This is a genomic window from Mycobacterium sp. 852002-51163_SCH5372311 (assembly GCF_001667115.1).
In the GTDB taxonomy this organism is placed as follows: Bacteria; Actinomycetota; Actinomycetes; order Mycobacteriales; family Mycobacteriaceae; genus Mycobacterium.
The window spans coordinates 37,573-64,380 of record NZ_LZIJ01000203.1 but is presented as its reverse complement, the minus strand read 5'-3'; the positions used below and the strand labels follow the sequence as shown (position 1 = coordinate 64,380).

The 26,808-nt window shown below is 66.9% G+C and carries 28 protein-coding genes and 3 pseudogenes; 24 read left to right on the top strand and 7 right to left on the bottom strand.

What is annotated here, in order from left to right:
• Positions 1-26: 26 nt before the first annotated feature.
• The 3 genes and pseudogenes from lepB to A5791_RS25435 all read left to right on the top strand — a co-directional run bounded on the left by lepB (position 27) and on the right by A5791_RS25435 (position 2,011).
• Positions 27-911: a signal peptidase I gene (gene lepB, locus A5791_RS25445; RefSeq protein WP_067243037.1), complete on the top strand. Its 885-nt coding sequence runs from the start codon at positions 27-29 to the stop codon at positions 909-911.
• A gap of 2 nt (positions 912-913) precedes the next feature.
• A pseudogene (locus A5791_RS25440) lies at positions 914-1,709 on the top strand (ribonuclease HII).
• Positions 1,706-2,011 carry a DUF2469 domain-containing protein gene (locus tag A5791_RS25435; RefSeq protein WP_067243032.1) on the top strand — a complete coding sequence of 102 codons (306 nt, stop codon included), beginning with the start codon at positions 1,706-1,708 and terminating at the stop codon, positions 2,009-2,011. Before A5791_RS25440 ends, A5791_RS25435 begins: the two are co-directional and overlap by 4 nt.
• 6 nt (positions 2,012-2,017) lie before the next feature.
• On the opposite strand, the gene A5791_RS25430 is transcribed toward A5791_RS25435, so the two are convergent.
• Entirely contained in the window at positions 2,018-2,779 is a 762-nt protein-coding gene (locus A5791_RS25430) for a GAF and ANTAR domain-containing protein (RefSeq protein ID WP_067243030.1), read from the bottom strand.
• A 66-nt stretch (positions 2,780-2,845) separates the two neighbouring features.
• The gene (locus A5791_RS25425; RefSeq protein WP_067243027.1) at positions 2,846-4,213 is read right to left on the bottom strand and encodes a wax ester/triacylglycerol synthase family O-acyltransferase; all 1,368 of its coding nucleotides are present in this window, start codon (positions 4,211-4,213) and stop codon (positions 2,846-2,848) included.
• Positions 4,214-4,432: 219 nt separating this feature from the next.
• Between A5791_RS25425 and fdhD the strand changes: the two genes are divergently transcribed.
• From fdhD to A5791_RS25385, 8 genes are all read left to right on the top strand, one after another.
• Positions 4,433-5,254: a formate dehydrogenase accessory sulfurtransferase FdhD gene (gene fdhD, locus A5791_RS25420; RefSeq protein WP_067243025.1), complete on the top strand. Its 822-nt coding sequence runs from the start codon at positions 4,433-4,435 to the stop codon at positions 5,252-5,254.
• A 90-nt stretch (positions 5,255-5,344) separates the two neighbouring features.
• Complete coding sequence (locus A5791_RS25415) at positions 5,345-5,572, top strand: deoxyribodipyrimidine photolyase (RefSeq protein WP_067243023.1); 228 nt, start codon at positions 5,345-5,347, stop codon at positions 5,570-5,572.
• Positions 5,573-5,778: 206 nt separating this feature from the next.
• A complete protein-coding gene (locus tag A5791_RS25410; RefSeq protein ID WP_067243060.1) occupies positions 5,779-6,156 on the top strand; it encodes a YraN family protein in 378 nt (125 codons plus the stop codon).
• Positions 6,156-7,667 carry a YifB family Mg chelatase-like AAA ATPase gene (locus tag A5791_RS25405; protein ID WP_067243021.1) on the top strand — a complete coding sequence of 504 codons (1,512 nt, stop codon included), beginning with the start codon at positions 6,156-6,158 and terminating at the stop codon, positions 7,665-7,667. The genes A5791_RS25410 and A5791_RS25405 overlap by 1 nt, the downstream gene beginning before the upstream one ends.
• Positions 7,664-8,833, top strand: a complete 1,170-nt coding sequence (gene dprA / locus A5791_RS25400) for a DNA-processing protein DprA (protein WP_067243019.1) — start codon at positions 7,664-7,666, stop codon at positions 8,831-8,833. Before A5791_RS25405 ends, dprA begins: the two co-directional genes overlap by 4 nt.
• A gap of 33 nt (positions 8,834-8,866) precedes the next feature.
• Positions 8,867-9,724 (top strand): siderophore-interacting protein, encoded by an 858-nt coding sequence (locus A5791_RS25395; protein ID WP_067243017.1) that lies wholly within the window; start codon positions 8,867-8,869, stop codon positions 9,722-9,724.
• A gap of 24 nt (positions 9,725-9,748) precedes the next feature.
• Entirely contained in the window at positions 9,749-10,921 is a 1,173-nt protein-coding gene (locus A5791_RS25390; RefSeq protein WP_067243015.1) for a lactate 2-monooxygenase, read from the top strand.
• Positions 10,922-10,952: 31 nt separating this feature from the next.
• Positions 10,953-11,861 (top strand): tyrosine recombinase XerC, encoded by a 909-nt coding sequence (locus A5791_RS25385; protein WP_067243013.1) that lies wholly within the window; start codon positions 10,953-10,955, stop codon positions 11,859-11,861.
• Between the two features lie 168 nt (positions 11,862-12,029).
• Here A5791_RS25385 and A5791_RS25380 read toward each other — a convergent pair.
• Positions 12,030-12,497 (bottom strand): annotated as a pseudogene (locus tag A5791_RS25380) (M23 family metallopeptidase); the annotation flags it as partial.
• 282 nt (positions 12,498-12,779) lie between these two features.
• Between A5791_RS25380 and rpsB the strand changes: the two are divergent.
• Genes rpsB through A5791_RS25365 form a run of 3 tightly spaced genes read left to right on the top strand, consistent with a single transcriptional unit; the run spans position 12,780 to position 15,886 of the window.
• Positions 12,780-13,625, top strand: coding sequence for a 30S ribosomal protein S2 (gene rpsB / locus A5791_RS25375; RefSeq protein WP_067243009.1), 846 nt, complete (start codon positions 12,780-12,782; stop codon positions 13,623-13,625).
• A 3-nt stretch (positions 13,626-13,628) separates the two neighbouring features.
• Complete coding sequence (gene tsf / locus A5791_RS25370) at positions 13,629-14,453, top strand: translation elongation factor Ts (protein ID WP_067243007.1); 825 nt, start codon at positions 13,629-13,631, stop codon at positions 14,451-14,453.
• 32 nt (positions 14,454-14,485) lie between these two features.
• Positions 14,486-15,886, top strand: a complete 1,401-nt coding sequence (locus A5791_RS25365; protein ID WP_067243005.1) for an amidase — start codon at positions 14,486-14,488, stop codon at positions 15,884-15,886.
• A 4-nt stretch (positions 15,887-15,890) separates the two neighbouring features.
• Here the strand turns inward: A5791_RS25365 and A5791_RS25360 are convergent, their stop codons facing one another.
• Positions 15,891-16,310: a MarR family winged helix-turn-helix transcriptional regulator gene (locus tag A5791_RS25360; protein WP_067243003.1), complete on the bottom strand. Its 420-nt coding sequence runs from the start codon at positions 16,308-16,310 to the stop codon at positions 15,891-15,893.
• Positions 16,311-16,369: 59 nt separating this feature from the next.
• On the opposite strand from A5791_RS25360, the gene A5791_RS25355 reads away from it, so the two are divergent.
• Positions 16,370-16,783, top strand: coding sequence for a ChaB family protein (locus A5791_RS25355; protein ID WP_067243001.1), 414 nt, complete (start codon positions 16,370-16,372; stop codon positions 16,781-16,783).
• A gap of 26 nt (positions 16,784-16,809) precedes the next feature.
• Here the strand turns inward: A5791_RS25355 and A5791_RS25350 are convergent.
• Together A5791_RS25350 and A5791_RS25345 are read right to left on the bottom strand one after the other, a co-directional pair.
• A pseudogene (locus A5791_RS25350) lies at positions 16,810-17,650 on the bottom strand (SDR family oxidoreductase).
• Positions 17,651-17,731: 81 nt separating this feature from the next.
• Positions 17,732-17,926 carry a hypothetical protein gene (locus A5791_RS25345; RefSeq protein WP_067242999.1) on the bottom strand — a complete coding sequence of 65 codons (195 nt, stop codon included), beginning with the start codon at positions 17,924-17,926 and terminating at the stop codon, positions 17,732-17,734.
• Positions 17,927-18,273: 347 nt separating this feature from the next.
• On the opposite strand from A5791_RS25345, the gene A5791_RS25340 reads away from it, so the two are divergent.
• Together A5791_RS25340 and A5791_RS25335 are read left to right on the top strand one after the other, a co-directional pair.
• A complete protein-coding gene (locus A5791_RS25340) occupies positions 18,274-18,879 on the top strand; it encodes an MPT63 family protein (RefSeq protein ID WP_067243058.1) in 606 nt (201 codons plus the stop codon).
• A 96-nt stretch (positions 18,880-18,975) separates the two neighbouring features.
• A complete protein-coding gene (locus A5791_RS25335; RefSeq protein WP_067242997.1) occupies positions 18,976-19,911 on the top strand; it encodes a lysophospholipid acyltransferase family protein in 936 nt (311 codons plus the stop codon).
• A gap of 5 nt (positions 19,912-19,916) precedes the next feature.
• Here the strand turns inward: A5791_RS25335 and A5791_RS25330 are convergent, their stop codons facing one another.
• The gene (locus A5791_RS25330) at positions 19,917-20,651 is read right to left on the bottom strand and encodes a response regulator transcription factor (protein ID WP_067242995.1); all 735 of its coding nucleotides are present in this window, start codon (positions 20,649-20,651) and stop codon (positions 19,917-19,919) included.
• 563 nt (positions 20,652-21,214) lie between these two features.
• Between A5791_RS25330 and pyrH the strand changes: the two genes are divergently transcribed.
• The 7 genes from pyrH to A5791_RS25295 all read left to right on the top strand — a co-directional run bounded on the left by pyrH (position 21,215) and on the right by A5791_RS25295 (position 26,801).
• Positions 21,215-21,958 carry a UMP kinase gene (pyrH, locus tag A5791_RS25325; RefSeq protein WP_067242992.1) on the top strand — a complete coding sequence of 248 codons (744 nt, stop codon included), beginning with the start codon at positions 21,215-21,217 and terminating at the stop codon, positions 21,956-21,958.
• A 36-nt stretch (positions 21,959-21,994) separates the two neighbouring features.
• Positions 21,995-22,552, top strand: coding sequence for a ribosome recycling factor (gene frr, locus A5791_RS25320; protein WP_067242990.1), 558 nt, complete (start codon positions 21,995-21,997; stop codon positions 22,550-22,552).
• A 30-nt stretch (positions 22,553-22,582) separates the two neighbouring features.
• Positions 22,583-23,503, top strand: coding sequence for a phosphatidate cytidylyltransferase (locus A5791_RS25315; protein WP_067242988.1), 921 nt, complete (start codon positions 22,583-22,585; stop codon positions 23,501-23,503).
• A gap of 13 nt (positions 23,504-23,516) precedes the next feature.
• Positions 23,517-24,617 (top strand): 23S rRNA (adenine(2503)-C(2))-methyltransferase RlmN, encoded by a 1,101-nt coding sequence (rlmN, locus tag A5791_RS25310; RefSeq protein WP_067242986.1) that lies wholly within the window; start codon positions 23,517-23,519, stop codon positions 24,615-24,617.
• Positions 24,618-24,797: 180 nt separating this feature from the next.
• A complete protein-coding gene (locus tag A5791_RS25305) occupies positions 24,798-25,307 on the top strand; it encodes a protein disulfide oxidoreductase (protein ID WP_067242984.1) in 510 nt (169 codons plus the stop codon).
• A gap of 15 nt (positions 25,308-25,322) precedes the next feature.
• Positions 25,323-26,225, top strand: a complete 903-nt coding sequence (locus tag A5791_RS25300; RefSeq protein ID WP_067242981.1) for a cytochrome c biogenesis CcdA family protein — start codon at positions 25,323-25,325, stop codon at positions 26,223-26,225.
• Between the two features lie 60 nt (positions 26,226-26,285).
• Positions 26,286-26,801 (top strand): histidine kinase, encoded by a 516-nt coding sequence (locus A5791_RS25295; RefSeq protein WP_067242979.1) that lies wholly within the window; start codon positions 26,286-26,288, stop codon positions 26,799-26,801.
• Positions 26,802-26,808: the final 7 nt, after the last annotated feature.

The following is a 26,808-nucleotide window of genomic DNA, read 5'->3' as shown; positions in this document are numbered from 1 at the left end:
CCCACCGCGCTGGCTACGCTGATCCGGTGACCGAAACCACGGACTCGTCAGCCGAACGCGGACCCGAAGCACCGTCGGAATCAGAGGTCCCAGGCTTGGCCGCCGCCGAAGACGACAGTGCGGACGCGAAGGACGCCGAAGAGGGCGAGTCGAAGCGGTCCAAGCCCTCGGCGGTGCGGGAATTCGCGCTGTTGGCCGTGATCGCGATTACGCTCTACTACCTCGTGTTGACGTTCGTCGCACGGCCCTACCTGATCCCCTCGGAATCCATGGAGCCCACGCTGCACGGGTGTCCCACCTGTGTCGGCGATCGAATCATGGTCGACAAGCTCACGTACCGGTTCAGCGCACCGCAGCCCGGCGACGTCGTCGTCTTCCGCGGACCGCCGTCCTGGAACAGGAACTACAAGTCGATCCGCTCGTCTACCACCGCGGTGCGGTGGATGCAGAACACCCTGTCGTTCATCGGGTTCGTGCCTCCCGACGAGAACGACTTGGTCAAGAGGGTCATCGCGGTCGGCGGACAGACCGTGCAGTGCCGAAACGACACCGGGTTGACCGTCGACGGCAAGCGGCTCGACGAGCCGTACGTGGATCTGGCCACTATCAACCCCGTGCATCTGCCGCTGCCCCCCTGCCCGGGCATCGGAGGCACCAACGTCCAGTTCGGTCCGGTGAAGGTCCCCGAGGGGCGGTTATGGGTGATGGGCGACAACCGCACCCACTCGGCGGATTCACGCGCCCACTGCGATGACGTCCCTGCCGACCGGGACCGCGGCGTGGTGTGCACCGGCGACCCGATGGAAGGCACTGTCCCTGTTGCCAACGTCATCGGCAAGACCAGGTTCATCGTGTGGCCACCGTCGCGATGGGGTGGTGTGGGTTCGGTGAACCCCCAGCACGGTCAATAGTCATGACCACGACGTGGCCGCCGCGGACGGTGATCCGCAAAGCTTCAGGATTGCGCACCCTGGAATCGGCGCTGCACCGAAGCGGGCTGGGCCCGGTTGCCGGAGTGGACGAGGTGGGTCGCGGCGCCTGCGCCGGCCCGCTGGTGGTGGCCGCTTGCGTGCTCAGGCCCGGACGCTTGGAAAGTCTTGCCGCCCTTGATGATTCGAAGAAGCTCACCGAGAAGGCGCGGGAGCGGCTGTTCCCGTTGATCCGTCGGTATGCGCTGGCCTACCACGTGGTGTTCATCCCGTCGGTCGAGGTCGACCGGCGCGGCGTGCACATCGCGAACATCGAAGGCATGCGACGTGCCGTGGCCGGGCTGCCGGTGCGGCCCGGTTATGTGCTCAGCGACGGTTTTCGGGTGCCGGGGCTGGCAGTTCCGTCGCTGCCGGTGGTCGGCGGAGACGCCGCCGCCGCCTGCATCGCCGCGGCGAGCGTGCTGGCCAAGGTCAGCCGGGACCGGTTGATGGTGGCCATGGACGCCGAGCACCCCGGCTACGGCTTCGCCGAACACAAGGGGTACTGCACGGCCGCACACAGCCGGGCGCTGGCCCGGCTCGGGCCCTGCCCCGAGCACCGCTATTCGTTCATCAATGTGCGCCGGGTGGCCAACGGGTCGGGCACCCGGCTGGTGGCCGAGTTCAGACCCGACCCTCCCGCTGAGCGCGCCGAATAGCGGTGAGGAAAGATGGGATCCGGGTTGCGGGCCGCGCAAAATGGCATCGAGAAGGACGTCTGAGCAGATGAGTGGCAGATGAGTGCAGAAGATCTCGAAAAGTATGAAACCGAGATGGAGCTCTCGCTGTACCGCGAATACAAGGACATCGTCGGTCAGTTCAGCTACGTCGTGGAGACGGAGCGGCGGTTCTATCTGGCGAACAGCGTCGAGCTGATGCCGCGCAACGCCGACGGCGAGGTGTACTTCGAGCTACGCCTGGCCGACGCCTGGGTGTGGGATATGTACCGGCCCGCGCGGTTCGTCAAGCAGGTGCGGGTGGTCACCTTCAAAGACGTCAACATCGAAGAAGTCGAGAAGCCCGAGCTGCGGCTGCCCGAATAGCGGTCCCTAGGTGTTGGGGAGGGACTTGTCGTCGTCGAACGTCAGCTGTCCGCGGTGCTCGATGACCGTACGGGCCACGTCGGCGAGCTTGATGTTCAGGTCCTGGGAGTAACGCCGCAGCACGTTGAACGCATCCTCCTCGGAGGCGTTGTTGAGCAGCATCAACATGCCGACGGCCTTGCCGATTTCACGGTTGCTGAGCAGCCCTTTGCGCAGCGTGGCGGCGTCTTCGCCCTGGCCGATCGCGTTGATGGCCACGCTCGCGAACGATGCCAGCACGGTGGCCTGGCCGGCGGACTCCTTGTCGAACGCGTTGGGCGCGTCGCTGAACAGGTTGAGGGCACCGGTGAGCTGCCGGCCCATCAGCAATCTGAACCCCATCGCGCCACGCACCGGGGTCTCCTCGATCAGCCGGGCGGCCAACTTCGGCCACAGGCATGGCGTCGTCAGGTCGGGCTCAATCTGCGGGGTCTCGTCCTCGATGGCGTCGACGCAGGGTCCGTCGCCGGCGGCTCGTTCCAGGTCGTCGACCTGCTTGGCGATGCGGTCGCTGGCACCGACGGTGACGTAGCGGCCGTCGCGGCGCACCAGCATGCTGGCATGGTCACAACCCGACACGATCAACGTCGCCGCGACGCAGATGGCAGCGTACACCTCACCGGGATCCGTGCCCTGGTAGATGATCTCGGCGAGCGCAGCGAAGACGGTCGCGGGATCCGCTGTCGTGCCGCCGGGCCGTGACCCCACGTCGTTGGCTTCGTCCACCATGTCTTTCCTCTGCTGCCGCCGTCCAGGCCGTTCTATTGGCCGAGACTATCGGTAGCGGGCGGGCGCTCATATCCCAACGGCCATTTCCAGCTCTTTCAGCGACGTTTCGAGGTGTCCGAGCAGGCGCTGCAGATGCGGAACGCTGCGCCGGCACCCGACGAGCCCGAAGTCGAGAGTCTCTGCGTTCGTGGTGACCGTGATGTTCACGGCCTGGCCGTCCAGGGCAATGGACAGCGGATAGTTGCCGACCATCCGCGCACCGCGCCAATACAACGGTTCCTGGGCTCCCGGCACGTTGGAGATCACGATGTTGAACGGCGGCGGAGCAGTGCGGATGAATCCCGGGATCAGCCCGAGGAACAGTCCGCCGGTCATGAAGGCGGACAGCGCCAGCTGCTGCACTCGGGGCAACTGGGTGAACACCTGCTTGCTGTCGCACATCGAATCATTGATCCCGGCAAGGCGTTTGGCGGCGTCCTTGACATCGGTGTGCAGGTTGCACAAGACAGTGCCGACCATGTTGCCGCCGCCTTCATCTGATTCCTTCCGAAGGCTCACCGGGACCATCGCGATCAACGGCGTCTCGGGCAGCGCATGCTGCTCGATCAAATAAGCGCGCAGCGCGCCCGCCGACATCGCCAGGACGACGTCGTTGAAGGTGACGTCGGCGGCGGCCTTCACCGCCTTGATCCGGTCGATCGACCACGACTGGGCGGCAATGCGGCGGGCACCGCCGATGCGGACGTTGAACATCGTCTTGGGTGCCGCGAAGGGGAAGGTGAGCTGTTGCTCGAGCAGGGCCGCGCGCGCCAGCGACAATGTCGACGGCGCGAGGGCGGCCGACGCCCCCAGGGTCCGGGTCAGCATGTCAAGCGGCGACGATTGCCGGCCACTTTGCCGGCCACTGTCGGGACGGCGGCGCGGCTTCAGCGCCCACGGCACCCGGACCTCGTCGTCCTTGGGATCCGGGGTGAATGCGCGCTGCATCAACTTCAAGGCTGACACGCCGTCCATCAGCGAATGGTGGAACTTGGTGTAGACCGCGTAGCGGCCGTCGTTGAGCCCTTCCACCAAGTGCCCTTCCCACAGCGGCCGGTGCCGGTCGAGTGGGCTCCCGTGCAGCAGGGACGCCAGCTCGAGCAGCTCACGAACTCGGCCGGGGCGGGGCAGCGCAGAGCGGCGGAAGTGGTAGTCAAGCTCGACGTCACGGTCGAAAGTCCAGGCCACGTTGGTGACGGGGCCGAAGAACGCCGGATGTTTACGGAAGGTGGGTTGGACGTCGGTGCACCCCAGCATCGCCTGGTAGGCATCAGTCACAAACTCCAGGCCCGCATCGTCGGGTGGCTGAAACAGTTGCAGACTGCCGACATGCATCGGGTGTTCGCGGGATTCGCCGACCAAGAACATGGAGTCGGCAGGTGCAATGGGCTTCATAGTCATTCCTCCGCGTAGGGGTTTCCCTGACGGGATAGCCAGGCCGGCGTGCCGGCACACACTCAAAGTCATTCGTTTGGCTGACGGCATGGGCGGGGACCTGGCCGGCGCTGGCTTCCTCGGTCTGAGGTGGCTCGAGACGGCGAGGTACGTTGAGCGCGTGAGGATCCAGCGTTCGGTCCCGCGTGACCTGCGCGCCGTCCCGGCCGAAACGCCGCGATGCGGCACGTAATCTCACGACGGCGGGTCAAGCACCTGACGGCCGGCGAAACCGTCACCCGACCCGAAACCCTGGTCGTCGAGGAACCGCTGGAGATCCGCGTCAACGACACCCCGCTCACCGTGACCATGCGTACGCCGGGCTCGGACATCGAACTCGCGCAAGGCTTTCTGCTCACCGAGGGGATCATCACGGACCGCGGCGACATACTGGCCATCCGCTACTGCGGCGGGCGCGGCGAGGACGGTGTCAACGCGTACAACGTGCTGGACGTGACATTGGCGCCCGGCGTCAAACCGCCCGATCTCGACGTCACCCGCAACTTCTACACCACGTCGTCGTGCGGCGTCTGCGGCAAGGCGTCGCTGGATGCAGTGCGACTGATCAGCCGCTTCTCGCCCGGTGACGATCCGGCCGTCATCGCCGCCGCCGCGCTGCGGGCGATGCCCGACCAGCTGCGCGGCGCCCAGAAGGTTTTCGCCAGCACGGGCGGGCTGCACGCCGCGGCGGTTTTCGATGCCGACGGCACCATGCACGCCGTGCGCGAGGACATCGGCCGGCACAACGCGGTCGACAAGGTCATCGGCTGGGCGCTGGAGCACGACCGGATACCGCTGAGCGGCTCGGTGCTCCTGGTCAGTGGGCGGGCGTCGTTCGAGTTGACGCAGAAGGCTCTGCTGGCCGGGATTCCGGTGCTTGCCGCCGTGTCCGCGCCGTCGTCGCTGGCGGTTTCGCTGGCCGAGGAGGCCGGCATCACGCTGGTGGCATTCCTGCGTGAGGACTCGATGAACGTCTACACCCGGGAGGACCGGATCCGGTAGCGGTCGGCGGTAGTAGTTGGTTGGGATTGCCGTCGTGCGGGTAGCCGATCGTATCGCTTTACACAGCTTTACCCAGCTGAGGAGACGGCCATGCTGCACGGACTGCTTCTAGCCGCCCAAGACAATCCCCAGGCAGCAGGTTTGATCCTGCGCGGGATCAAGGGCATTTTCGTCGCGATAGGCAGCATCATCGCGGCCATCATCTGTGCGGTGATCGCCGGCATGAAGGGACGCAGCGCCCTGGGCTGGGGCATCCTCGGGTTGTTCTTCAGCATCTTGACGCTCATCGTCGTCATCGTCATCCCCAGCAAGAAGTAGACCCGGCGCCCCCGGTAAGAAATTGACTTTGCGCTGATGGCGGGTCCTACTCGGACTTTTGCGCCGTAGCCGCAGGATCATCAACTTCGGGGCCCTGCGTTTGGTGTTGTGGATGGGCGCCCGGGTGGGGATAACTCGCCCGTCGCGCCGCTTCAAGCGGTCCCCGGCGGCCCGCGTTGTCGGCGCGGCCGTGCAGCGTGGCCGCCATGACGACCACTAAGACACTGACCCGGGTCCAGCTGGGAGCGATGGGCGAGGCGCTCGCGGCGGATCACCTCACGAAGATGGGCCTGCGGGTCCTGGACCGCAATTGGCGTTGCCGCTATGGCGAGCTGGATCTGATCGCTTCCGATCCGGCGACGAACACCGTGGTGTTCGTCGAAGTCAAGACGCGCACCGGCGACGGCTACGGCGGGCTGGCGCATGCCGTGACGCCACGGAAGGTGCGCAGATTGCGCCGGCTGGCAGCGCTATGGCTGGCCGGCCAACACGGCCGCTGGGCGGCGGTGCGCATCGATGTGATCGGTGTGCGGGTCGGGCGCCGGCGCATCCCGGAGATCACTCACCTGCAGGGAGCCGGCTGATGTCGCTGGGGCGCGCGTTCTCGGTTGCCGTGCGTGGACTGGACGGAGAGATCGTGGAAATCGAAGCCGACATCACCTCGGGGCTGCCGGGTGTGCATCTGGTGGGCCTGCCCGACGCCGCACTGCAGGAGTCCCGCGACCGCGTCCGCGCAGCGGTGACCAACTGTGGCAACAACTGGCCGATGGCCCGGCTCACCCTGGCCCTGTCACCGGCGACGCTGCCGAAAATGGGTTCCGTCTACGACATTGCCCTGGCGGCCGCGGTGCTGTCGGCGCAGCGCAAGACGGCGTGGCACCGGTTGGAGAAGACCGTGCTGTTGGGGGAGTTGTCGCTGGACGGCCGGGTCCGGCCGGTGCGCGGAGTGCTGCCCGCAGTGCTGGCCGCCAAGCATGACGGCTGGCCGGCCGTCGTGGTCCCGGCGGGCAACCTGGCCGAGGCCAGCCTGGTGGACGGCATCGATGTCTGGGGCGTGCGCACGCTCGGGCAATTGCAGAGCTGGCTCAACGGTTCGGCCCATCTCGAGGACAGGATCGACTCGGCCGCAACACCGTTGGATTCATCGGTGGATCTGGCCGACGTGTTGGGTCAGTCGCAGGCGCGCTTCGCCGTCGAGGTGGCCGCGGCCGGGTCACATCATCTCATGTTGACCGGGCCGCCCGGGGTGGGCAAAACGATGCTGGCGCAGCGTCTTCCGGGAATACTGCCCCCGCTGTCGGACAGCGAGTCGCTGGAGGTCACCGCGATTCACTCGGTGGCCGGCCTGCTGTCGGGTGATACGCCGTTGATCACCCGGCCGCCATTCGTGGCACCGCACCACAGTTCCAGTGTCGCGGCACTGGTCGGCGGGGGTACGGGGACGGCCCGGCCGGGCGCTGTGAGCCGCGCCCATCACGGCGTCTTGTTCCTCGACGAATGTGCCGAAATCAGCGTCAGCGCGCTGGAAGCATTGCGAACTCCGCTGGAAGACGGCGAAATTCGGCTGGCCCGCCGTGACGGCGTGGCCTGTTACCCGGCTCGCTTCCAGCTGGTGCTGGCCGCCAACCCCTGTCCGTGTGCACCGGCGGACCCGCGGGACTGCATCTGTGCCGGGGCGGTCAAACGGCGGTACCTGGGTAAGCTGTCCGGACCCTTGCTGGACCGCGTGGACCTGCGGGTGCAGATGAATCCGGTACGCGCAGGAGCATTTTCGGCCTCGGACGGTGAACCGTCGGTTCGCGTTCGTCATCGGGTGACGCTAGCCAGGGATGCTGCCGCCGAGCGCTGGCGACCACACGGATTTCGGACGAATGCCGAAGTAAGCGGTTCTCTGTTGCGGCAGAAGTTCCGGCTCGGCACAGCCGCAATGGACCCGCTGCGCAGGTCGCTGGACAGTGGCCTGCTCAGCATTCGGGGTGTGGACCGTACCTTGCGCGTCGCCTGGAGCCTGGCCGATTTGGCCGGCCGCACGTCGCCCGGGTTCGACGAGGTCTCCACCGCGCTGAGCTTTCGGCAACTGGGAGCCCGGCGATGAACGCCGACGGTCAGGCATTGCGCGCGTGGGCCTATTTGTCCCGCGTAGCCGAGCCGCCATGCCGGGAGCTGGCCGTTCTGGTCGAATGCGTCGGCGCAGTGGAGGCTGCCGATCGTGTTCGGCGCGGCCTGGTCGATGACGAGCTGGTGCGACACACCGATGCCAGGCGCGAAATCGACCGGGCCGCAGATGATCTCGAGCTGCTGGCGCGCCGCGGTGGACGGTTGATCACGCCGGATGACGAGGAATGGCCGTTGTTGGCCTTCCGCGCATTCGAGGGTGCGCGGTCCAGGGAGCGCAGCGCGCCTCCACTGGTGTTGTGGGCACTGGGGCCGGCACGCCTGGACGACGTGGCGCAACGTGCGGCCGCCGTGGTCGGGACGCGCGCCTCGACCGCCTACGGCGAGCATGTGGCGGCCGAGCTGGCGGCCGGACTGGCCGAGCGCGACGTCGCAGTCGTCTCCGGTGGCGCCTACGGCATCGACGGGGCGGCTCACCGGGCGACGCTGGACGCCGACGGTATCACTGTTGCCGTCCTCGCCGGTGGGATCGACATCCCTTACCCCGCAGGGCATTCGGCGTTGCTGCATCGCATCGGTCAGCACGGGCTGCTGTTCACCGAATATCCGCCCGGTGTCCGTCCCGCCCGGCACCGATTCCTCACCCGAAATCGCCTGGTGGCAGTCGTCGCGGGGGCGGCCGTCGTGGTGGAAGCGGGCCTGCGCAGCGGTGCCGCCAACACCGCCGCCTGGGCGGCCGCATTGGGCCGGGTGGTGGCCGCGGTGCCGGGGCCCGTGACGTCGTCGGCGTCGGCGGGTTGTCACGCGTTACTGCGCAATGGCGCGGAACTGGTCACCCGGGCCGACGACGTCGTCGAGCTGGTTGGCCGCATCGGTGAGCTGGGGCCAGAGGAGCCGCGGCCCGGCACGCCGTTGGACGGGCTCAGTGCGGCAGAGCGTCAGGTGTACGAGGCGTTGCCAGGCCGCGGCGCCGCCACCGTCGACGAAATCGCCGTGGCATCGGGGCTGGTGCCGGAGCGGGTGCTGGGGCCGCTGGCCCTGCTTGAGCTGGCTGGGCTGGCCGAGCACCGCGACAGCCGATGGCGGATAGTCCGCAGTCGGCCCGGCAAGGCACCCGCCGGGGGCCGGGCGACCCGGCTCGTATAGTCGACGGAGGGTCGGGTCTGGACAGGAGGATAAGTGGCAGGTCGACCGCTGCAAACTTTCGAAGTTGTCGGTATTCAGGAACTCGCACCGCATATGGTTCGCGTAATCCTCGGCAGCAACGATTTCGACAGCTTCGTGCCCAGCAAGTTCACCGACTCCTACGTCAAGCTGGTCTTCGTCGCCGACGACGTCGACGTCGCCGCTTTGCCGCAGCCGTTGACCCTGGACAGCTTTGCCGGGCTACCCGCCGCTAGACAGCCTTCGGTGCGGACCATGACAGTCCGTCACGTCGACGAGGCCGCGGGCCAGATCGCGATAGACATCGTGGTACACGGCGAGCACGGGATAGCGGGGCCATGGGCGCTCTCGGCCCAACCGGGCCAGCGGATCTACCTGATGGGTCCAGGGGGTGCCTACACACCCGATCCGGCAGCCGATTGGCACCTGCTGGCCGGCGACGAGTCCGCGCTGCCCGCCATCGCGGCGGCGCTGGAAGCGCTCCCCGCGAGCGCGGTCGGCAAGGCGTTCATCGAAGTCGCCGGGCCCGACGACGAGATCCCTTTGACGGCACCCGAATCGGTCGAGGTGAGCTGGATATATCGGGGCGGCCGGGCCGATTTGGTTCCCGAGGACCGCGCCGGCGATTGCGCGCCGTTGATCGAGGCGGTCACCACGGCGCCATGGCTGCCGGGTCAGGTGCACGTCTTCATCCACGGCGAGGCGCAAACCGTCATGCACAATTTGCGGCCCTACATCCGCAGCACGCGCGAAGTGGACGCGAAATGGGCGTCGATCTCGGGTTATTGGCGGCGCGGGCGCACCGAGGAGACGTTCCGGCAGTGGAAGAAGGAGCTCGCCGAGGCTGAGGCCGGGACTGAAGTAGCCGGCTGAACCTTAGCTGGCATTCTCTTTCGCATGGCATTTACGCCCCATTTCGGGGACTACCAAAACGAGATCTACTTTCAGGGCCTGGCAGGGGTGGTGCCGTCGCTGCCGATGGCCTTTGCCGAGCTGGAGGCCAAAGCGGAGAACGCGATGCCGCCGTCGGTGTGGTCCTACGTCTCCGGGGGAGCCGGCGACGAACGCACGCAGCGGGCCAACCGCGAGGCCTTCGACCGCTGGGGCCTGATGCCGCGTATGTTCGTCGGCGCCAAGAAGCGCGACCTGTCCATCGAGCTGTTCGGAATGACCCTGCCGTCGCCGCTGTTCACGGCGCCGATCGGGGTGATCGGCCTGTGCGCCCAGGACGGCCACGGCGACCTGGCCACCGCTCGCGCGGCGGCGCGCACCGGCGTTCCAATGGTCGCGTCCACGCTGACCGTCGACCCGATGGAAGACGTCGCCGCCGCCTTCGGTGACACTCCCGGCTTCTATCAGCTGTACACGCCCACCGACCGTGAGGTGGCGGCCAGCCTGGTCGCTCGCGCCGGAGCGGCCGGATTCAGGGGCATCGTCGTCACGCTGGACACCTGGGTCACCGGCTGGCGCCCGCGTGACCTCAGCACCGCCAACTTCCCCCAGTTGCGCGGCCACTGCCTGGCCAACTACTTCACCGATCCCGTCTTCCGGGCCGGTCTGCAACGCCCGCCCGAGGAAGATCCGCAAGGTGCGGTGCTGCGCTGGGCGCAGATCTTCGGAAACCCGCTCACCTGGGATGACCTGGAGTGGCTGCGCTCGCTGACCGACCTGCCGCTAATCATCAAGGGCCTCTGCCATCCCGACGACGTCAGGCGCGCCAAGGACGGCGGCGTCGACGGCATCTACTGCTCCACCCACGGCGGCCGGCAAGCCAACGGCGGGCTGCCCGCGCTGGACTGCCTGCCCGGCGTGGTCGAGGCGGCCGACGGGTTGCCGGTGCTGTTCGACTCCGGGATCCGCAACGGAGCCGACGTCGTCAAGGCGCTGGCGATGGGCGCGACCGCCGTCGGAGTCGGCCGTCCCTACGCGTACGGGCTGGCTCTCGGCGGCCTGGACGGCATCGTGCACCTGCTGCGCATGATCCTGGCCGAAACCGACCTGATCATGGCGGTCGACGGCTATCCGACGGTGAAAGATCTCACCCCGGACACACTGCGGCGCGTCGACTGACACCCGGGACATGGCCTGCGACGGTAGGGACATGCCGGACAAAAGCGAGGCTGTGCTCGAGGAGTTCGACGAGTATCTGAAGCTGCAATGCGGCCGGTCGGCGCATACTCGTCGTGCGTATCTGGGAGATGTGCGTTCGCTGCTGGCATTTCTCGTCGCGCGCGACCTGGAGATGGACGCGCTGAGCCTGCAAATGCTGCGGTCGTGGCTGGCCAGCGCGGCCGGCGCCGGCGCGGCGCGCACGACGCTGGCCCGGCGCACCTCGGCGGTCAAGGCGTTCACCGCCTGGGCCAACCGGCGCGGCCTGCTGTCCAGCGACCCAGCAGTCCGCCTGCAAGTGCCGAAGGCACACCGCACGCTGCCCGCGGTGCTGCGCCAGGACCAGGCCCTGGCCGCCATGTCGGCCGCGAAATCTGGTGCCGAGCAGGGTGACCCGCTGGCGCTGCGGGACCGGTTGATCGTCGAGTTGCTGTATGCCACCGGGATCCGGGTGAGCGAACTGTGCGGTCTCGACGTCGACGACATCGACACCGACCATCGGCTGATACGCGTGCTCGGCAAGGGCAACAAGCAACGCACCGTGCCGTTCGGCCGGCCGGCCGCCGAGGCGGTGCGCGCGTGGTTGCAGCACGGGCGTCCCGCGCTGGTCAACGCGGAGTCGGGGCCGGCGCTGTTGCTGGGCAGCCGTGGGCGGCGCCTCGACGTACGCCAGGCGCGCACCGTGGTACACGAAACGGTCGCGGCGGTGGACGGCGCGCCGGACATCGGGCCGCACGGGCTGCGGCACAGCGCCGCTACCCATCTCCTCGAGGGCGGGGCCGACCTGCGCGTCGTTCAGGAGTTGCTCGGCCATTCCAGCCTGGCAACAACCCAGCTGTACACACATGTCGCGGTCTCGCGGTTGCGGGCCGTGCACGATCAGGCCCATCCGCGGGCTTGACCCCGGCTTTCGGGGCGTCGGCTGTGAACTCAGGGCGTTGAGCGTGAAGCTAGGGCGTCGAGGGTGAAACCAGGGCGGAGAAATGGCAAATCGGCCGCCCTCACTTCACTCCCAAAGCCGTGACTTCACGCTCAAGGCCCTCCGCCCGGTACCGCGGCTTCATCCCCGCAGCGGCTTGAGCCGAATAGGTGTCGACTTCAGCAGGCCCATCGGATCGACGTAGTCGGCCCCCGACGCCGGACCCCACATCGCGCCCCAGTGCAGACACGCCGCGGCCCGGCAACCCGGATGCCCGGCAATCAGCTCACCGATCACAGTTCTCCCGGTGACCAGTTGTCCTACCTGGACCGCCGCCCTAACCGGCTCGTAGCTGGTATGCAAACCACCGGGATGAGCCAGCGACACCACCGGCCGGCCCGCGACCAGCCCGGCGAAGACCACCACCGCACTGGCCGCGGCGTACACCACCTGCCCCGGTACACCGGCCAGATCCACCCCCCGATGCCCGGGATGCCAATCGGGTGACGGCGCGTCGAAATCCCGCACGACGGCAGGGCGCGGCCGCAACGGCCAGTCGAGCCGTCCCCCGTCCGCATGCGCCGCGGCGGCCGTCACAACCGCCCAGCACAGCATCAGCGCGACCCAACGCATCGCTTCAGTTCAGCGCCCCGACGACCAGCGGGCCAGTCACCGCGCAGCCCCTGTGGAATACGACGTGTAAACTTCTCCACGCAGCTCGTTCAGGCGGGCTGACTTCGCGCGTCTGCACCGCGACTCCCGTTGTATTAGGAATTCGCACCGCATGCCGGGCGGTCCCGACCGGGTTTTTCTCGGCTGGGTCCGGCATCGCAGCAGGCGCCAGGGCCTGGCCTCACCCGACGCCGGGCGACAACCGACAAATGAAAGCTGGGCGTGACCATGGCCGTAGTGACCATGAAGCAGCTGCTCGACAGCGGCACCCACTTCGGGCATCAGACCCGTCGCTGGAATCCCAAGATGAAGCGGTTCATCTTCACCGACCGCAACGGCATCTACATCATCGACCTGCAGCAGACACTGACCTTCATCGACAAGGCGTACGAGTTCGTCAAGGAGACCGTCGCCCACGGTGGGACGGTGCTGTTCGTGGGCACCAAGAAGCAGGCGCAGGAGTCCGTCGCTGCCGAGGCGACGCGCGTCGGCATGCCCTATGTGAACCAGCGCTGGCTGGGCGGCATGCTCACCAACTTCTCCACCGTCCACAAGCGGCTGCAGCGCCTCAAGGAGCTCGAGGCGATGGAGCAGACCGGTGGCTTCGAGGGCCGCACCAAGAAAGAGATCCTCGGTCTGACCCGGGAGAAGAACAAGCTGGAGCGCAGCCTGGGCGGTATCCGGGACATGGCCAAGGTGCCCTCGGCCGTCTGGGTCGTCGACACCAACAAGGAGCACATCGCCGTCGGCGAAGCCCGCAAACTGGGCATCCCGGTGATCGCGATCCTGGACACCAACTGCGATCCCGACGAGGTGGACTACCCGATCCCCGGCAACGACGACGCGATCCGCTCGGCCGCGCTGCTGACCAAGGTGATCGCCTCCGCGGTCGCCGAAGGCCTGCAGGCCCGCGCCGGCCTGGGCCGCGGTGACGGCAAGCCAGAAGCCCCGGACTCGCTAGCCGCCGAGCCGCTGGCCGAATGGGAGCAGGAGCTGCTGGCCTCGGCAACGGCGACAGCGGCGCCTGCCGACCCCGCTGCAGGCGCAACCGAACCAAATCCAACGGAAGGCTGAGCATTGGCGAACTACACCGCTGCCGACGTCAAGCGACTTCGGGAGCTGACCGGCGCCGGAATGCTCGACTGCAAGAACGCGCTGGTGGAAACCGACGGCGACTTCGACAAGGCCGTCGAGGCGCTGCGGATCAAGGGCGCCAAGGACGTCGGTAAGCGCGCCGAACGGGCGACGGCCGAGGGTTTGGTCGCCGCCAAGGACGGCGTGCTCATCGAGCTGAATTGCGAGACGGACTTCGTCGCCAAGAACGCGGAGTTCCAGGCGCTCGCGAACGAGATCGTGGCGGCTGCGGTGGCCTCCAAGGCCGCCGACGTCGAGTCGCTCAAGAGTGCGAGCGCGGACGGCCAGACCGTCGAGGAAGCCATCGCCGCGCTGTCCGCCAAGATCGGCGAGAAGCTGGAACTGCGCCGCGTCGCGGTATTCGACGGCACCGTCGAGACCTATCTGCACCGGCGCTCGGCCGACCTGCCGCCCGCGGTGGGTGTGCTGGTCGAGTACCAGGGCGGCGCCGCCGCAGCCAAAGAGGCGGCGCACGCGGTGGCCCTGCAGATCGCCGCGCTCAAGGCGCGCTACCTGTCCCGCGACGACGTGCCGCAAGACGTCGTGGCCAGCGAGCGCCGCATCGCCGAGGAGACGGCCAAGGCCGAAGGCAAGCCGGAGCAGGCGCTGCCCAAGATCGTCGAGGGCCGGCTGAACGGCTTCTTCAAGGATGCGGTGCTGCTCGAGCAGCCGTCTGTGTCCGACAACAAGAAGACCGTCAAGGCCCTGCTCGACGAGGCCGGCGTGACTGTGACGCGGTTCGCTCGGTTCGAGGTGGGCCAAGCCTAGAAATACTTGGGTCGCCCGCTAGCGTCGTTGTCATGCAACGCATCCACGCTTTCGGCGACGATGCCCTCGGCGAGCTGGACGCCGTCGGCCTGGCCGACGCCATCCGCGCCGAATGGGTCAGCAGGACCGACGTGGTCGAGGCGGCCATCTCGCGGACCGAAGCCGTCAACCCCGCCCTCAACGGCCTGGCGCACGAGGCGTTTCAGCGCGCACGGGCCACCGCGTCGCGGGGCGTGGGACGCGGCTTCTTCGGTGGCGTCCCGACGTACATCAAAGACAACATCGACGTCGCAGGGCTGCCCACCATGTGCGGCACCGACGCCTGGGCCCCCTACGGCGCCGTCGCGGACAGCGAGTTCACCCAGCTGTACCTGGCCACCGGGCCGGTGTGCCTGGGCAAGACGCAGTTGTCGGAATTCGGGTTCAGCGCTTCGGCCGAACACCCGCGGTTGGGTCCGGTCCGCAATCCGTGGAACACCGACTACACGGCCGGCGCCTCGTCGTCGGGGTCGGCGGCCTTCGTCGCCGCCGGAGTGGTGCCGATCGCGCACGCCAACGACGGCGGTGGCTCGATCCGAATTCCGGCGTCCTGCAACGGCCTGGTCGGGCTCAAGCCGTCGCGCGGGCGGTTGCCGCTGGACCCGGAGTATCGCCGGCTGCCGGTGGGCATCGTCGCCAACGGCGTGCTGACCCGCTCGGTGCGTGACACCGCTGCGTTCTACCGGGAGGCCGAGCGCATGTGGCTCAACCCCAAGCTGCCGCCGGTCGGCGACGTCATGCGACCCGGCAAGCAGCGGTTGCGGATCGCCGTGGTGACGCGGTCGATCCTGCGCGATTGCAGCCCCGAGCTGCGCGAGCTGACGCTGAAGACGGCCGGGCTGCTCGAGGAACTGGGGCACCGGGTCGAGCAGGTGGACACCTGGGTGCCGACCAGCTTCGTCGATGACTTCGTCATGTACTGGGGCTTTCTGGCGCTGGCGCAGGTGAGCATCGGCCGGCGCAGGTTCGGCAAAACCTTCGACCGCACCCGGCTGGACAACTTCACCTTGGGGTTGGCCCGCCACACCAGACGCAACATGCACCGGCTGCCGACGGCGATCGCGCGGCTGCGCACTCTGCGCCGGCGCAGCGCTCAGTTCTTCGGCACTCACGATGTCTTGCTCACGCCCACGCTCGCCGATCCGACGCCGCCGGTCGGTTACCTGGCGCCCACCGATTACGACCGTCTGCTGGAACGGCTGACCAGCTGGGTCGCTTTCACGCCGCTGCAGAACGTCACCGGGGAACCAGCGATTTCGCTGCCGCTAACGCAATCCGCGAACGGCCTGCCGGTGGGAATGATGCTGGCGGCCGATGTCGGAGGCGAGGCACGGCTGCTGGAACTGGCCTACGAGCTAGAAGAAGCGCGGCCGTGGGCGCGCATCCAAGATTGACCGCTCAGTCGGACCCCAGCCTGCCGAGCAAGCGTTTGAACTCGCGTTGCTGGGCCGCGGTCAGCTTGGCCAGGATGCGGGCATCGGCGACCTGAACAGCGGCCTCGGCGCGCTTCAGCAGGGCCCGGCCGGGGGCGGTCAAGGTGGCCGGCAGCGCCCGTCCCGACGACACCGACTCCGGCCGCGCTACTGCGCCAACGTTTTCCAGCTTGCGCAGCACGGTGTTCATCGCCTGCGGCGTGACGTTGGCGTTGCGGGCCAATTCGGCGCTGGACAATCCCGGAGACATCGAAAGTGCACGCAGGCAAACGAATTCGGGCAGGGTGAGGCCGAGCGGCCGCAGCACGGTGGAAACCTCTGGCCTCAGCGCGGCGGCCACGCGGTAGAGCAGGTAGCCCAGCGGGGCGTCTTCGGCCTGACCCATGTCAACGATATTGACATATCCGCGGATTTACGCCGAGCAGCACGGGGTAATCATGCCGAATGCCCAAGACGACCAAATCCGGCCAGCCGAAGAAGAGCGAGATGCCGAGCACCCTGCAACGGTCCAACGCCAAGGCGCAACGCACTTTCGGCAAAGCGCATGATGCCGCGGCCGAACAATATGGCAGCGAGGAGCGGGCGCACCGAGTGGCCTACTCCGCGCTCAAGCACAGCTTCGAAAAAGTCGGTGACCATTGGGAGCCCAAGGAGGAGAAAGGGCCTTCGGACGAACTCGCCGAGGGTGGCGGTCTGCACAACACCGGCCGCTCAGCCGAGGGCGTGAATGCCAACGCCAGCAAAAAGCATCTGCTCGACGTCGCGCGCCGGCTCGATGTGCGGGGCAGGTCGACGATGACCAAGTCGGAGCTGGTCGAGGCGATCATGAGGGAAAACCGCCGCGTCAGAGGACGTTGAGCGCACCCTCGCCCGCCGGCAGATCGTCAAAGAATCGGCCGGCCGCCGGTGACCGCGACCCGTGCTCCCGAAGATGTAACTGGACTCGTCGGAGGCCAACAGCACATAGATCGGGGCCAGCTCCGCCGGTTGGCCGGCGCGGCCCAGCGGCACATTGTCGCCGAAGGATTCGACGCTTTCAGCGGGCATGGTCGCGGGAATGAGCGGTGTCCAAATCGGGCCCGGTGCGACGCTGTTGACACGAATTCCTTTGTCGCCCAACAGTTGGGCGAGGCTGGCCGAGAAATTGGCGATCGCAGCCTTGGTCGCCGCATAGGGCGCCAGGGTGGGATTGGGCGAATCGGAGTTGACCGAGGAACTCCCGATGATCGACGAGCCCGCGCCCATGAACGGCAAGGCCGCCTTGACGAGATAAAAATAGGCGCCGACATTCAGCCGGAAGGTGTACTCCCATTCTTCGTCGCTGATCTCCTCGAGGCTTTTGCGCATCATCTGGTAGGCGGCGTTATTGACCAGGATGTCGATGTGGCCGAACTCTTCGGCGGCGCGTTCGACCACCGCACGGCAGTGGGCCGGGTCGGACAGATCGCCGGGAACCAGCACGCATTTGCGGCCCGCAGCTTCGACATAGCGCGCCACGTCCCGCGCATCCTCGTCCTCGTTGAGGTAGGAGATCAGCACGTCCGTACCCTCGCGGGCGAACGCGATCGCGACTGCGCGGCCGATCCCGCTGTCGCCGCCGGTGATGATCGCCCGCTTACCGGTGAGTTTTCCGGAGCCCTGGTAACTGTTCTCGCCGCAATCTGGCACTGGATTCATCCGAGCCTGTATTCCGGGCACTTCTTGCTGCTGCGGTGGAAAGCTCATCTCGACTTCCTCTCTGATTCCTCTGAATTCTTCTTGTGCGTCGAATCCCGGACTAAGGCAAATGTTTTCGTAGTTGACGACTCACACGTCTCCGGGTTTTACGATTCGCGGTTGCACAGGACCCGCGGTGGGCACATCCCTGTCGTCGTCGGCCGGCGGCTCCGGATCACGCCATTCCTCGGCGCGGCTGGAGCGGTTGCCCGCCAGTGTGCCGCTCAATTCGTGTTTCAGTTGGTCGTCCTCGCGTGGGCTGTGTTTGGCGTTTCCGCGTTCCATGGACAGTTCTCCTCAGGTGATGGTTCATCGACGTGCCGTATCGATCGGCTACCCGCCAACTGCCCGGCCAATCAACGGCTTCGGCGCCGCCGCATTGGCGGACTGTGGATTTGGTGACATTTGATGCCGATGTTAAGCAAGTGCTGGAACTTAACTTGACGAAAAATATTGGAAAACAACGAAAAACTGGCTGTTTGCGCAGGTAGTTGCGGTGCGCCAGCACATTTCGCCTCGTTGTCCGTGTTTGGCGTTCGGCCAGTTGGGTATCGGACGACCCGTGCGGTTTTAGTACCCGCGTGCTCAGAAGCGGGACAACTGCTCGAACGACACGAATGAAAGGAGTCAACGTGAAGTTCACCGGTAACACAGTGAAAACCTCTGCCAGGACGGCTCTTGCTGCCGCGGGCATTGCGGCGGTTGGTTTTTTCACGGCGGCACCGGCTTCGGCGAATCCCATCATCCAGGGACTCGGTACCAGTGAAACGCTGGTCGACGGGCCACTTGTCACCGCCTACACAGTCAACGATCTCGAGCCGACCAATGTCATGGTCCCCGGCTACACGCCTACCGGACACCTCTGGCAGGCCGACGTCACCGTGCGGGCGAACAGCGGGACCGTCACCCCTGTGGTGTCCAACTTCAACGCCCGGACCAACGACAATCAGACCTACCGGGTGATCAGCACGTCACCGACGCCGAACGCGCTCAGCCCCGCGCCCATCGCTCAGGGCGCCCAGGCGAGCGGGAAGGTCTACTTCGACGTGACCGGCGCACCGCCCACCAGCGTCGTGTACAACGACGGCGTCCAGGACGTCCTGGTGTGGACTTCCAACGCGACGCCGAACTCGGCGCCCGGTCAGGCGCCCAACGGGACGGCACCCGGCACCGCGCCCGGGACAGCGCCCGGCGCATCGCCGAGCCCGGCCCCTAACGCGGCGCCGACGCAGTCGTAAGCACTTCCAGTTCGCGGCAATCGAGTTCCCCGTGCCACAGACCGTGGCACGGGGAACTTCGTGTAGAGACCCGATCGCGTGGGGTACCCCACCGCAATGACTCACACCGATGAAAGGCCATCGAAAGTTCGCAAACAAGCGGAGCACCACGCCGAGGATGCGCGGGCCGCGATGCGGAAACGGCGGCGCGAGCAGGACGGCGGGCTGAGTGGCTGGGTTGCCGAGCGTGCCGGACAGTGGGATCTCGGCGGTCAGGACGAAGCCACCCTGCAACGCCAGAAGTTTTTCTGGAACGTGCTCGTCGACTACTGGTTCCGCATGGAGATCGACGGCTGGGAGAACGTCCCCTCGCCGCCGGCGCTGTTGGTGGGCATTCACTCCGGCGCTCCGTTCGTGTGGGACGCCTGGACCGTGGGGTTGCAGTGGTGGCGGCGTTTCGGCCAGGACCGTCCACTGCACGGCACGGCGCACGACGCGCTGATGGCGATTCCCGTCATCGGACGGTATTTCCGGGCGATGGGAGTGCTTCCGGCCGCCCCGGATGCGATTGCCACGGCACTGGCGCAAGGGCGTGACGTGGCGTTGTGGCCCGGCGGCGAGGTCGATTCGCTGCGGCCTTGGACCGAGCGTGATCGCGCAAACCTCGCCGGACGCAAGGGCTTCGTGAAGATGGCGATTCGGGCAGGCGTGCCGATAGTGCCGATCGCGACCGTCGGCGGCGCCGACGCGATGCCCGTGCTCATCCGCGGTGACCGGCTGTCGCAGGTCTTGAAGCTCGACCGTGTGCTGCGACTCAAGGTGTTCCCGCTGGCGGTCTCGCTGCCCTGGGGCATCGCGCCGGCGGCTCTGCCGCAGTTGCCACTTCCGGCGAAGATCAGGACCCGCTTCATGCCGCCCGTCGAGCTGGACCGTGACCCCGCGCGGGCCGAGGACGACGAGTATGTGGAGCGCAAGTATCACGAGGTGCAGGACAGTATCCAGCGGGGTATGGACGCGCTGGCGCGCAAGCGCGCACTGCCGCTGTTCGCCTGAAGCCGCTATCGCGCGATCGAGTCGGTGGGCGGCGACGGGGCCGGAGTCAACATCGGTTCGCTGACGACCCATTGCGGCTGCGGCGGTGTCACCGCCATGTAGCCCACCCCGCGGACGGTGTCGACGATCGACTCGTACTCGGGCCCCAGCTTGGCCCGCAGGCGCCGCACGTGGACGTCGACGGTGCGCACCCGTCCATTGCAGTCATATCCCCACACTTCGTGCATGAGGCGGGTCCGGCTGAATGCCCGACCCGCATGCTGCACAAGGAAATTCAGCAATTTGAACTCGGTCAGCGTCAGGCCCAGGTCCTTGCCCGACAACGACGCCGTGTAGTTTGCCGGATGCAGGACGAGGTCACCAAATTTCAGAGTGCCGTCCAGTGCGCTGCGCCGACGGGTGATGGCCAGCCGCAGCCGTGTCTGCAATTCCACCGAGCCAGTGGCCGGCAGCAGCACGTCGTCGAAATGCCAGTCGATGTCGACGGCCATGAAATCCGATGGCGCGACGACACCCACCACCGCCACGCCCGGCAGGTTGGCTGTCAGCCGCCTGGACACCCTGCGTGCCGCCGCGGGATCGGTGCGCGCGTCGACAATCGCAACGTCGACGCCGTAGCGGAGCGCGTCAAGGTGGTCAGTGAGCGGTACCTGACGGGTCGTCTGCGCGAACGAGTCCAGCGTCGGCAAAGCCAATTCGAAGTCGTCCGCATCGGTGAGTAGTAGAACGTCCACGGACATCTCCAGACCTCATGCCGGTGAGCCGCCCCTTCGGCGGGATGGGCATCTCCTACGGAGATGTCTGCCGGCGCAGCGCTGAGTACCCGGTTGACCGCAGAACTATTCCACCGCTGTACAACTACCTCGGCTTACCTCGGCTTACCTCGGCTCAGGTCGGCCGAGCCGCAGAAAGTCGATGGATCCGGCCCGTTCATCCGGGCCGGACCCATCCTTCCAACAAGCTAACCGGCGGGACTTCTTGACGTGCTCTAGCGCACTCGACGGCGGTCGATCCGATGAAGCGACGCCGACCGGCCCTTATTCTCAAGGCCGTGGTTTCGCGCCGCGTTGCTCCGGAATTCCCAGGCCGCCAGACGCCCAAACCTGCGAGTCCGGTCGGCTGCCTAGCAGTCGCAGAACCTCCGATTCGCAAGCGTGTGCGCGTGGTGTGGCGCGGTCGGCGATCCGGGGTCACCAGCTGTGCTGATGGTCCACCCGGCCCGTCCCACGCAGCGGGGATGAGGCAGGATGTCAAATGCCGTCCGGGCGGGTGGCCGGGTTGGCACTCTCACGCAAGGAGTCTGATGACGGAGGCCCAGCCGACGAGCACCAACGGGGTGCGTTCCAAGTACGCGCGAGTGTTGCTGAAGCTTGGCGGCGAGATGTTCGGCGGCGGCCAGGTCGGCCTGGATCCCGATGTGGTGGCGCAGGTGGCCCGTCAGATCGCCGAGGTAGTCCGCGACGGCGTGCAGGTCGCGGTCGTCATCGGCGGCGGCAACTTCTTTCGCGGCGCGCAGCTTCAGCAGCGCGGTATGGAGCGCACCCGGTCGGACTACATGGGGATGCTCGGCACCGTCATGAACAGCCTTGCGCTGCAGGACTTCCTCGAAAAGGAAGGCATTGTCACCCGGGTTCAGACGGCGATCACCATGGGCCAGGTGGCCGAGCCCTACCTGCCGTTGCGGGCGGTCCGCCACCTGGAGAAGGGGCGGGTGGTCATCTTCGGCGCCGGCATGGGCCTGCCGTACTTTTCGACGGACACGACGGCAGCTCAGCGGGCACTGGAGATCGGCGCGGACGTGGTGCTGATGGCCAAGGCGGTCGACGGGGTGTTCGCCGAAGACCCGCGGGAGAACCCGCATGCCGAACTGCTCACCGCGATCAGTCACCGCGAGGTCATCGACCGCGGACTGCGAGTGGCCGATGCCACCGCGTTCAGTCTGTGCATGGACAATGGCATGCCGATTCTGGTGTTCAATCTGCTGACCGATGGCAATATCGCCCGTGCGGTCGCTGGTGAGAAGATCGGAACGCTGGTCACCACCTGATCGGCGGCGGCAAGCGATGGAGGAGGAGCGGCGCAAATGATTGAAGAAGCTCTCTTCGACGCCGAGGAGAGGATGGAAAAGGCCGTGTCGGTGGCCAGGGACGATCTGTCGACCATCCGGACCGGTCGCGCGAACCCGGGCATGTTCTCCCGGATCACCATTGACTACTACGGCACCCACACCCCGATCACGCAACTGGCCAGCATAAATGTCCCCGAGGCGAGGCTGGTCGTGATCAAGCCTTATGAGGCGAATCAGCTGCACGCCATCGAGACCGCGATCCGCAACTCCGACCTGGGAGTGAACCCCACCAACGACGGGACGCTCATCCGGGTGGCGGTGCCTCAGCTCACCGAGGAACGGCGACGTGAGCTGGTCAAGCAGGCCAAACACAAAGGTGAAGAAGCCCGTGTCTCGGTGCGCAACATCCGCCGCAAGGCGATGGAGGAGCTGCATCGCATCCGCAAGGACGGCGAGGCCGGAGAAGACGAGGTAGGCCGGGCCGAAAAAGATCTCGACAAGACCACTCACAACTACGTCAACCAGATCGACGAGTTGGTCAAACACAAAGAAGGCGAGCTGCTGGAGGTCTAGCGGTCCCAGCAGCCAAGTCCGTTTCCGCCCGTGGCAACCACCGATGCCGGTACCGGCAGTCCGCCCGACGAGCCACCGCCGGGGGACGATCAGAGCTCGCAGGAGCCTAAGAAGTCCTCGCGTGCGGGACGCAACCTGCCCGCCGCGATCCTGGTCGGGGCAGGTATCGGCGGCGTTCTCATCGCGACTCTGTTGTTCGTTCCACGTTGGTGGGTGGTTTTGTGCTCCGCTGCCGCCCTGGTGGCCACCCATGAGGTCGTCCGGCGACTGCGCGAAAACGGCTACCTGATTCCGGTCATCCCGTTGTTGATCGGCGGGCAGGTCACCATCTGGCTGACCTGGTGGCACCATGCGGTCGGCGCGTTGGCCGGCTTCGGCGGCATGGTGGTGGTGTGCATGATCTGGCGGCTGTTCATGCAGGACAACACCGCACGGGATGCCACGGGTGCGCCGCCGTCGAACTATCTGCGCGACACGTCGGCCACCATATTCCTGGCCGCGTGGGTACCGCTGTTCGGTTCGTTCGCGGCATTGCTGGTGTACCCGAAAGACGGGGGGGCGCGGGTCTTCTGTTTGATGATCGCGGTGGTCGCATCCGACGTGGGCGGCTATGCCGTGGGCGTCCTGTTCGGCAAGCACCCGATGGTTCCCAAGATCAGCCCGAAGAAGTCCTGGGAGGGATTCGCCGGTTCGCTGGTCTTCGGGATCACCGCGACCATCCTGACCGTGCATTTCCTGGCCCATCGCGAGCTGTGGGTGGGCGCGCTGCTCGGTTTGCTGCTAGTGCTGACCTGCACGCTCGGCGATCTGGTGGAGTCCCAGGTCAAGCGTGACCTGGGCATCAAGGACATGGGCCGGCTGCTGCCGGGACACGGCGGACTGATGGACCGGCTGGACGGGGTGCTGCCGTCGGCCGTGGCGACCTGGACCGTGTTTACGCTGCTTCCCTGATACTGGACAGGTCATGGTCCAAGAATTGATCTTTGATGCGCCGCGCCGGGGAAAGCCGCCGCGGCACCTCGCCGACCTCGACGCGGAGGGCCGCGTGTCCGTCGTCGCCGAACTGGGCCTGCCGGCGTTTCGCGCCAAGCAGCTCGCGCACCATTACTACGGCCGGCTCACCGCCGACCCGCGGCAGATGACCGACCTTCCTGCCGGTGTCCGCGACCGCGTCGCCGAGACCATGTTCCCGACCCTGCTCACGGCGGCCGCCGAAGTCACCTGCGATGCCGGTCAGACTCGAAAGACGTTGTGGCGGGCCGTGAACGACCCTGCTGGCACGACCTTCGAATCGGTGCTGATGCGCTACCCGCAGCGCAACACGATCTGCATCTCCTCGCAAGCGGGCTGCGGGATGGCTTGCCCGTTCTGCGCGACGGGCCAGGGCGGTTTGAACCGCAACCTGTCCACCGCGGAAATTCTCGAGCAGGTGCGTGCCGCCGCCGCGGCGCTGCGCGACGACTTCGGCGGTCAACGGCTGTCGAACGTGGTTTTCATGGGGATGGGGGAGCCGCTGGCCAACTATCCCAGGGTGCTGGCCGCCGTCCGGCGCATCACGGAGCGTTCCGGTTTCGGAATCTCGGCGCGGGCGGTGACGGTGTCGACGGTGGGATTGGCTCCGGCGATCCGGAAGCTCGCCGACGAGCGGCTCGGCGTGACGCTGGCGTTGTCGCTGCATGCGCCCGACGACGAGCTGCGCGACACGCTGGTGCCGGTCAACAATCGCTGGAAGATCGCGGAAGCACTGGACGCGGCCCGCTACTACGCCGAGCTGACCGGGCGGCGGATTTCGGTCGAGTACGCCCTGATTCGCGATGTCAACGATCAACCGTGGCGGGCCGACTTGCTCGGCAAGCGGTTGCATCGTGTGCTGGGGCCGCTGGTGCATGTGAACCTGATCCCGCTCAATCCGACCCCAGGCAGTGACTGGGACGCCAGCCCGAAGGCGGTGGAGCGCGAATTCGTCCGACGGGTCCGGTCGAAAGGTGTGTCCTGCACGGTGCGCGATACCCGCGGCCGCGAAATCAGCGCGGCCTGCGGACAGCTGGCCTTCGAAGGAAAGTGAGCGGGCGGGACCCAAGCCCGATCGTCGAGCCCGCAATCGTGGCGTCCAGGCTGCGCTGAAGGCACCCAAACCGCGGGCAGGGCCACCGTCATCGCAGTCTCGATGCCCGCCGAACGGCGATGAACCATCCTGGCGGCTGCCACGTCATCTAGAACATCCGACCAGCAAATGAGGTATGTCATGATTCTTCGCTTGATGTCCCCGCTCAGGTTGTTTGCCGCGGCCGTTTTGTCGGTCGCGGTGTTTTTTGCGCTGGTAAGCGCGCCGCGGGCGGCAGCCGCGGATGACCGTCTGCAATTCACCGGAACCACCCTCAGTGGTGCGCCGTTCAGCGGCGCGACTCTGCAGGGCAAGCCCGCGGTCCTCTGGTTCTGGACGCCATGGTGCCCGTTCTGCAATGCCGAAGCTCCAAGCGTCAGCCAGGTGGCGGGCGCCAACCCGGGAGTCACGTTCGTCGGTATCGCGGCGCACTCGGAAGTTGGTGCGATGCAAGACTTTGTCTCCAAGTACCACCTGAACTTCGTCAACCTCAATGACGCCGACGGTTCGATCTGGGCCCGGTACAACGTGCCGTGGCAGCCGGCATATGTGTTCTACCGGGCGGACGGCAATTCGACGTTCGTCAACAACCCGACCTCGGCGATGTCGCAGCAGGAGTTGTCCGGCCGGGTTGCGGCGCTTGCGTCCTGACTGCCTGAGCGTCCAGTGAACCGCGGCCTGATCGGCCTGGCCTTCGCCGCCGGGCTGGTTGCAGCGCTGAACCCCTGTGGGTTTGCCATGCTGCCCGCGTACCTACTTCTGGTGGTACGCGGGCAGCAGTCCGGCGAACAATCACCGGCGAATCGAGCGGGTCCGGCCCTGCTGGGGGCATCGGCCCCGTTGGGCCGGGCACTGGCGGCCACCGTCGGCATGGCGCTCGGCTTCTTGACGGTGTTCGGTGTGTTCGGCGCGCTGACCATATCGGCGGCCACGACGGTGCAGCGTTACCTGCCATACGCCACGGTGGTGATCGGTGCGCTGCTCGTCGGCCTCGGGGCCTGGTTGCTGGCGGGCCGAAAGCTGACGATCCTGCGACCGCTTGGCGCTCGATGGGCGCCGAATCTGCGGCAGGGCTCGTGGATGACAGGTATGTACGGGTACGGCGTCAGCTATGCGATCGCGTCGCTCTCGTGCACCATCGGGCCGTTTCTCGCGGTCACGGGGGCCGGGTTGCGGGGCGGTTCGGTCCTTGGGACGGTTGCGATCTATGCGGCCTATGTGGCCGGTCTGACCCTGGTCGTCGGCGTCCTTGCGGTGGCTGCCGCGACCGCGAGCTCGGCGCTGGCCGACCGCCTGCGGCGGATCCTGCCCCTCGTCACCCGGATTGGCGGCGTGTTGTTGGTGATCGTCGGACTTTATGTGGGCTACTACGGCCTCTACGAGGTCCGGCTTTTCACTGCCAATGCGAATCCGCAGGACGCGGTGATCACCGCAGCCGGACGCATGCAAGGCGCGCTGGCCGGCTGGGTGCACCAGCACGGCGGATGGCCGTGGGCGGTCGCTTTGCTCGTACTGGTGGGCTGCGTCGTCGCGGGTGCCTGGTACCGCCACCTGCGCCGCAGGGCCTGACACCACCTTTGCACCAGAATGACACTTGCTATGACATCAGAATAGTGTCACCATGACACCATGGATCTGCAACCCTATGTCGACGCTGTCCGTCACGAGCTGAGCGTCGCCGCCGCGGCCGGCGGAGCCGCCGCCCAGGAACTGGCCGACCGGCTGAGCGCCCCGCTGGATTCGGCCGTCCGGCTGGCACTCCTGGAAGCGCTGTCGGCCGCCGCCGAAGAGATCACCGGTGAATTGGCGCCCCGATCTGTAGAGGTCCGGCTGCGCGGGCGTGACCCCGAGTTCATCGTCAGCGCCCCCGTCGACGAGGGGCCGGGTGACACCGACAACGCCAACCACCTGTTCGGCGCCCAATACGACGACGACGGCGGAACCTGGCGCGTCACCCTGCGGCTTCCGGAAGGGCTGCGCACAGTGGTCGAGGGCGCCGCTCGACGCGAGGGCGCGTCGATCAACGCCTGGCTGGTCCGCGCCGCTGCCCTGGCCAGCCAGGGAGCCGCTCAGGCGGGCAGTCAGCACGGCCCAGGCCACGCCGGCCGTAGCGGCGGACGCCGTGTCACCGGCTGGGTGCGCTGACATCATT

What these genes read in the sequence shown, in the direction of transcription:
- A5791_RS25435 (WP_067243032.1), top strand. Translation starts at nt 1,706, where the DNA reads ATGAGTGCAGAAGATCTCGAAAAGTATGAAACCGAGATGGAGCTCTCG.
- A5791_RS25430 (WP_067243030.1), bottom strand. Translation starts at nt 2,779, where the DNA reads ATGGTGGACGAAGCCAACGACGTGGGGTCACGGCCCGGCGGCACGACA.
- A5791_RS25425 (WP_067243027.1), bottom strand. Translation starts at nt 4,213, where the DNA reads ATGAAGCCCATTGCACCTGCCGACTCCATGTTCTTGGTCGGCGAATCC.
- fdhD (WP_067243025.1), top strand. Translation starts at nt 4,433, where the DNA reads ATGCGGCACGTAATCTCACGACGGCGGGTCAAGCACCTGACGGCCGGC.
- A5791_RS25415 (WP_067243023.1), top strand. Translation starts at nt 5,345, where the DNA reads ATGCTGCACGGACTGCTTCTAGCCGCCCAAGACAATCCCCAGGCAGCA.
- A5791_RS25410 (WP_067243060.1), top strand. Translation starts at nt 5,779, where the DNA reads ATGACGACCACTAAGACACTGACCCGGGTCCAGCTGGGAGCGATGGGC.
- A5791_RS25405 (WP_067243021.1), top strand. Translation starts at nt 6,156, where the DNA reads ATGTCGCTGGGGCGCGCGTTCTCGGTTGCCGTGCGTGGACTGGACGGA.
- dprA (WP_067243019.1), top strand. Translation starts at nt 7,664, where the DNA reads ATGAACGCCGACGGTCAGGCATTGCGCGCGTGGGCCTATTTGTCCCGC.
- A5791_RS25390 (WP_067243015.1), top strand. Translation starts at nt 9,749, where the DNA reads ATGGCATTTACGCCCCATTTCGGGGACTACCAAAACGAGATCTACTTT.
- A5791_RS25385 (WP_067243013.1), top strand. Translation starts at nt 10,953, where the DNA reads ATGCCGGACAAAAGCGAGGCTGTGCTCGAGGAGTTCGACGAGTATCTG.
- rpsB (WP_067243009.1), top strand. Translation starts at nt 12,780, where the DNA reads ATGGCCGTAGTGACCATGAAGCAGCTGCTCGACAGCGGCACCCACTTC.
- A5791_RS25365 (WP_067243005.1), top strand. Translation starts at nt 14,486, where the DNA reads ATGCAACGCATCCACGCTTTCGGCGACGATGCCCTCGGCGAGCTGGAC.
- A5791_RS25360 (WP_067243003.1), bottom strand. Translation starts at nt 16,310, where the DNA reads ATGGGTCAGGCCGAAGACGCCCCGCTGGGCTACCTGCTCTACCGCGTG.
- A5791_RS25355 (WP_067243001.1), top strand. Translation starts at nt 16,370, where the DNA reads ATGCCCAAGACGACCAAATCCGGCCAGCCGAAGAAGAGCGAGATGCCG.
- A5791_RS25345 (WP_067242999.1), bottom strand. Translation starts at nt 17,926, where the DNA reads ATGGAACGCGGAAACGCCAAACACAGCCCACGCGAGGACGACCAACTG.
- A5791_RS25335 (WP_067242997.1), top strand. Translation starts at nt 18,976, where the DNA reads ATGACTCACACCGATGAAAGGCCATCGAAAGTTCGCAAACAAGCGGAG.
- A5791_RS25330 (WP_067242995.1), bottom strand. Translation starts at nt 20,651, where the DNA reads ATGTCCGTGGACGTTCTACTACTCACCGATGCGGACGACTTCGAATTG.
- pyrH (WP_067242992.1), top strand. Translation starts at nt 21,215, where the DNA reads ATGACGGAGGCCCAGCCGACGAGCACCAACGGGGTGCGTTCCAAGTAC.
- frr (WP_067242990.1), top strand. Translation starts at nt 21,995, where the DNA reads ATGATTGAAGAAGCTCTCTTCGACGCCGAGGAGAGGATGGAAAAGGCC.
- rlmN (WP_067242986.1), top strand. Translation starts at nt 23,517, where the DNA reads ATGGTCCAAGAATTGATCTTTGATGCGCCGCGCCGGGGAAAGCCGCCG.
- A5791_RS25305 (WP_067242984.1), top strand. Translation starts at nt 24,798, where the DNA reads ATGATTCTTCGCTTGATGTCCCCGCTCAGGTTGTTTGCCGCGGCCGTT.
- A5791_RS25295 (WP_067242979.1), top strand. Translation starts at nt 26,286, where the DNA reads ATGGATCTGCAACCCTATGTCGACGCTGTCCGTCACGAGCTGAGCGTC.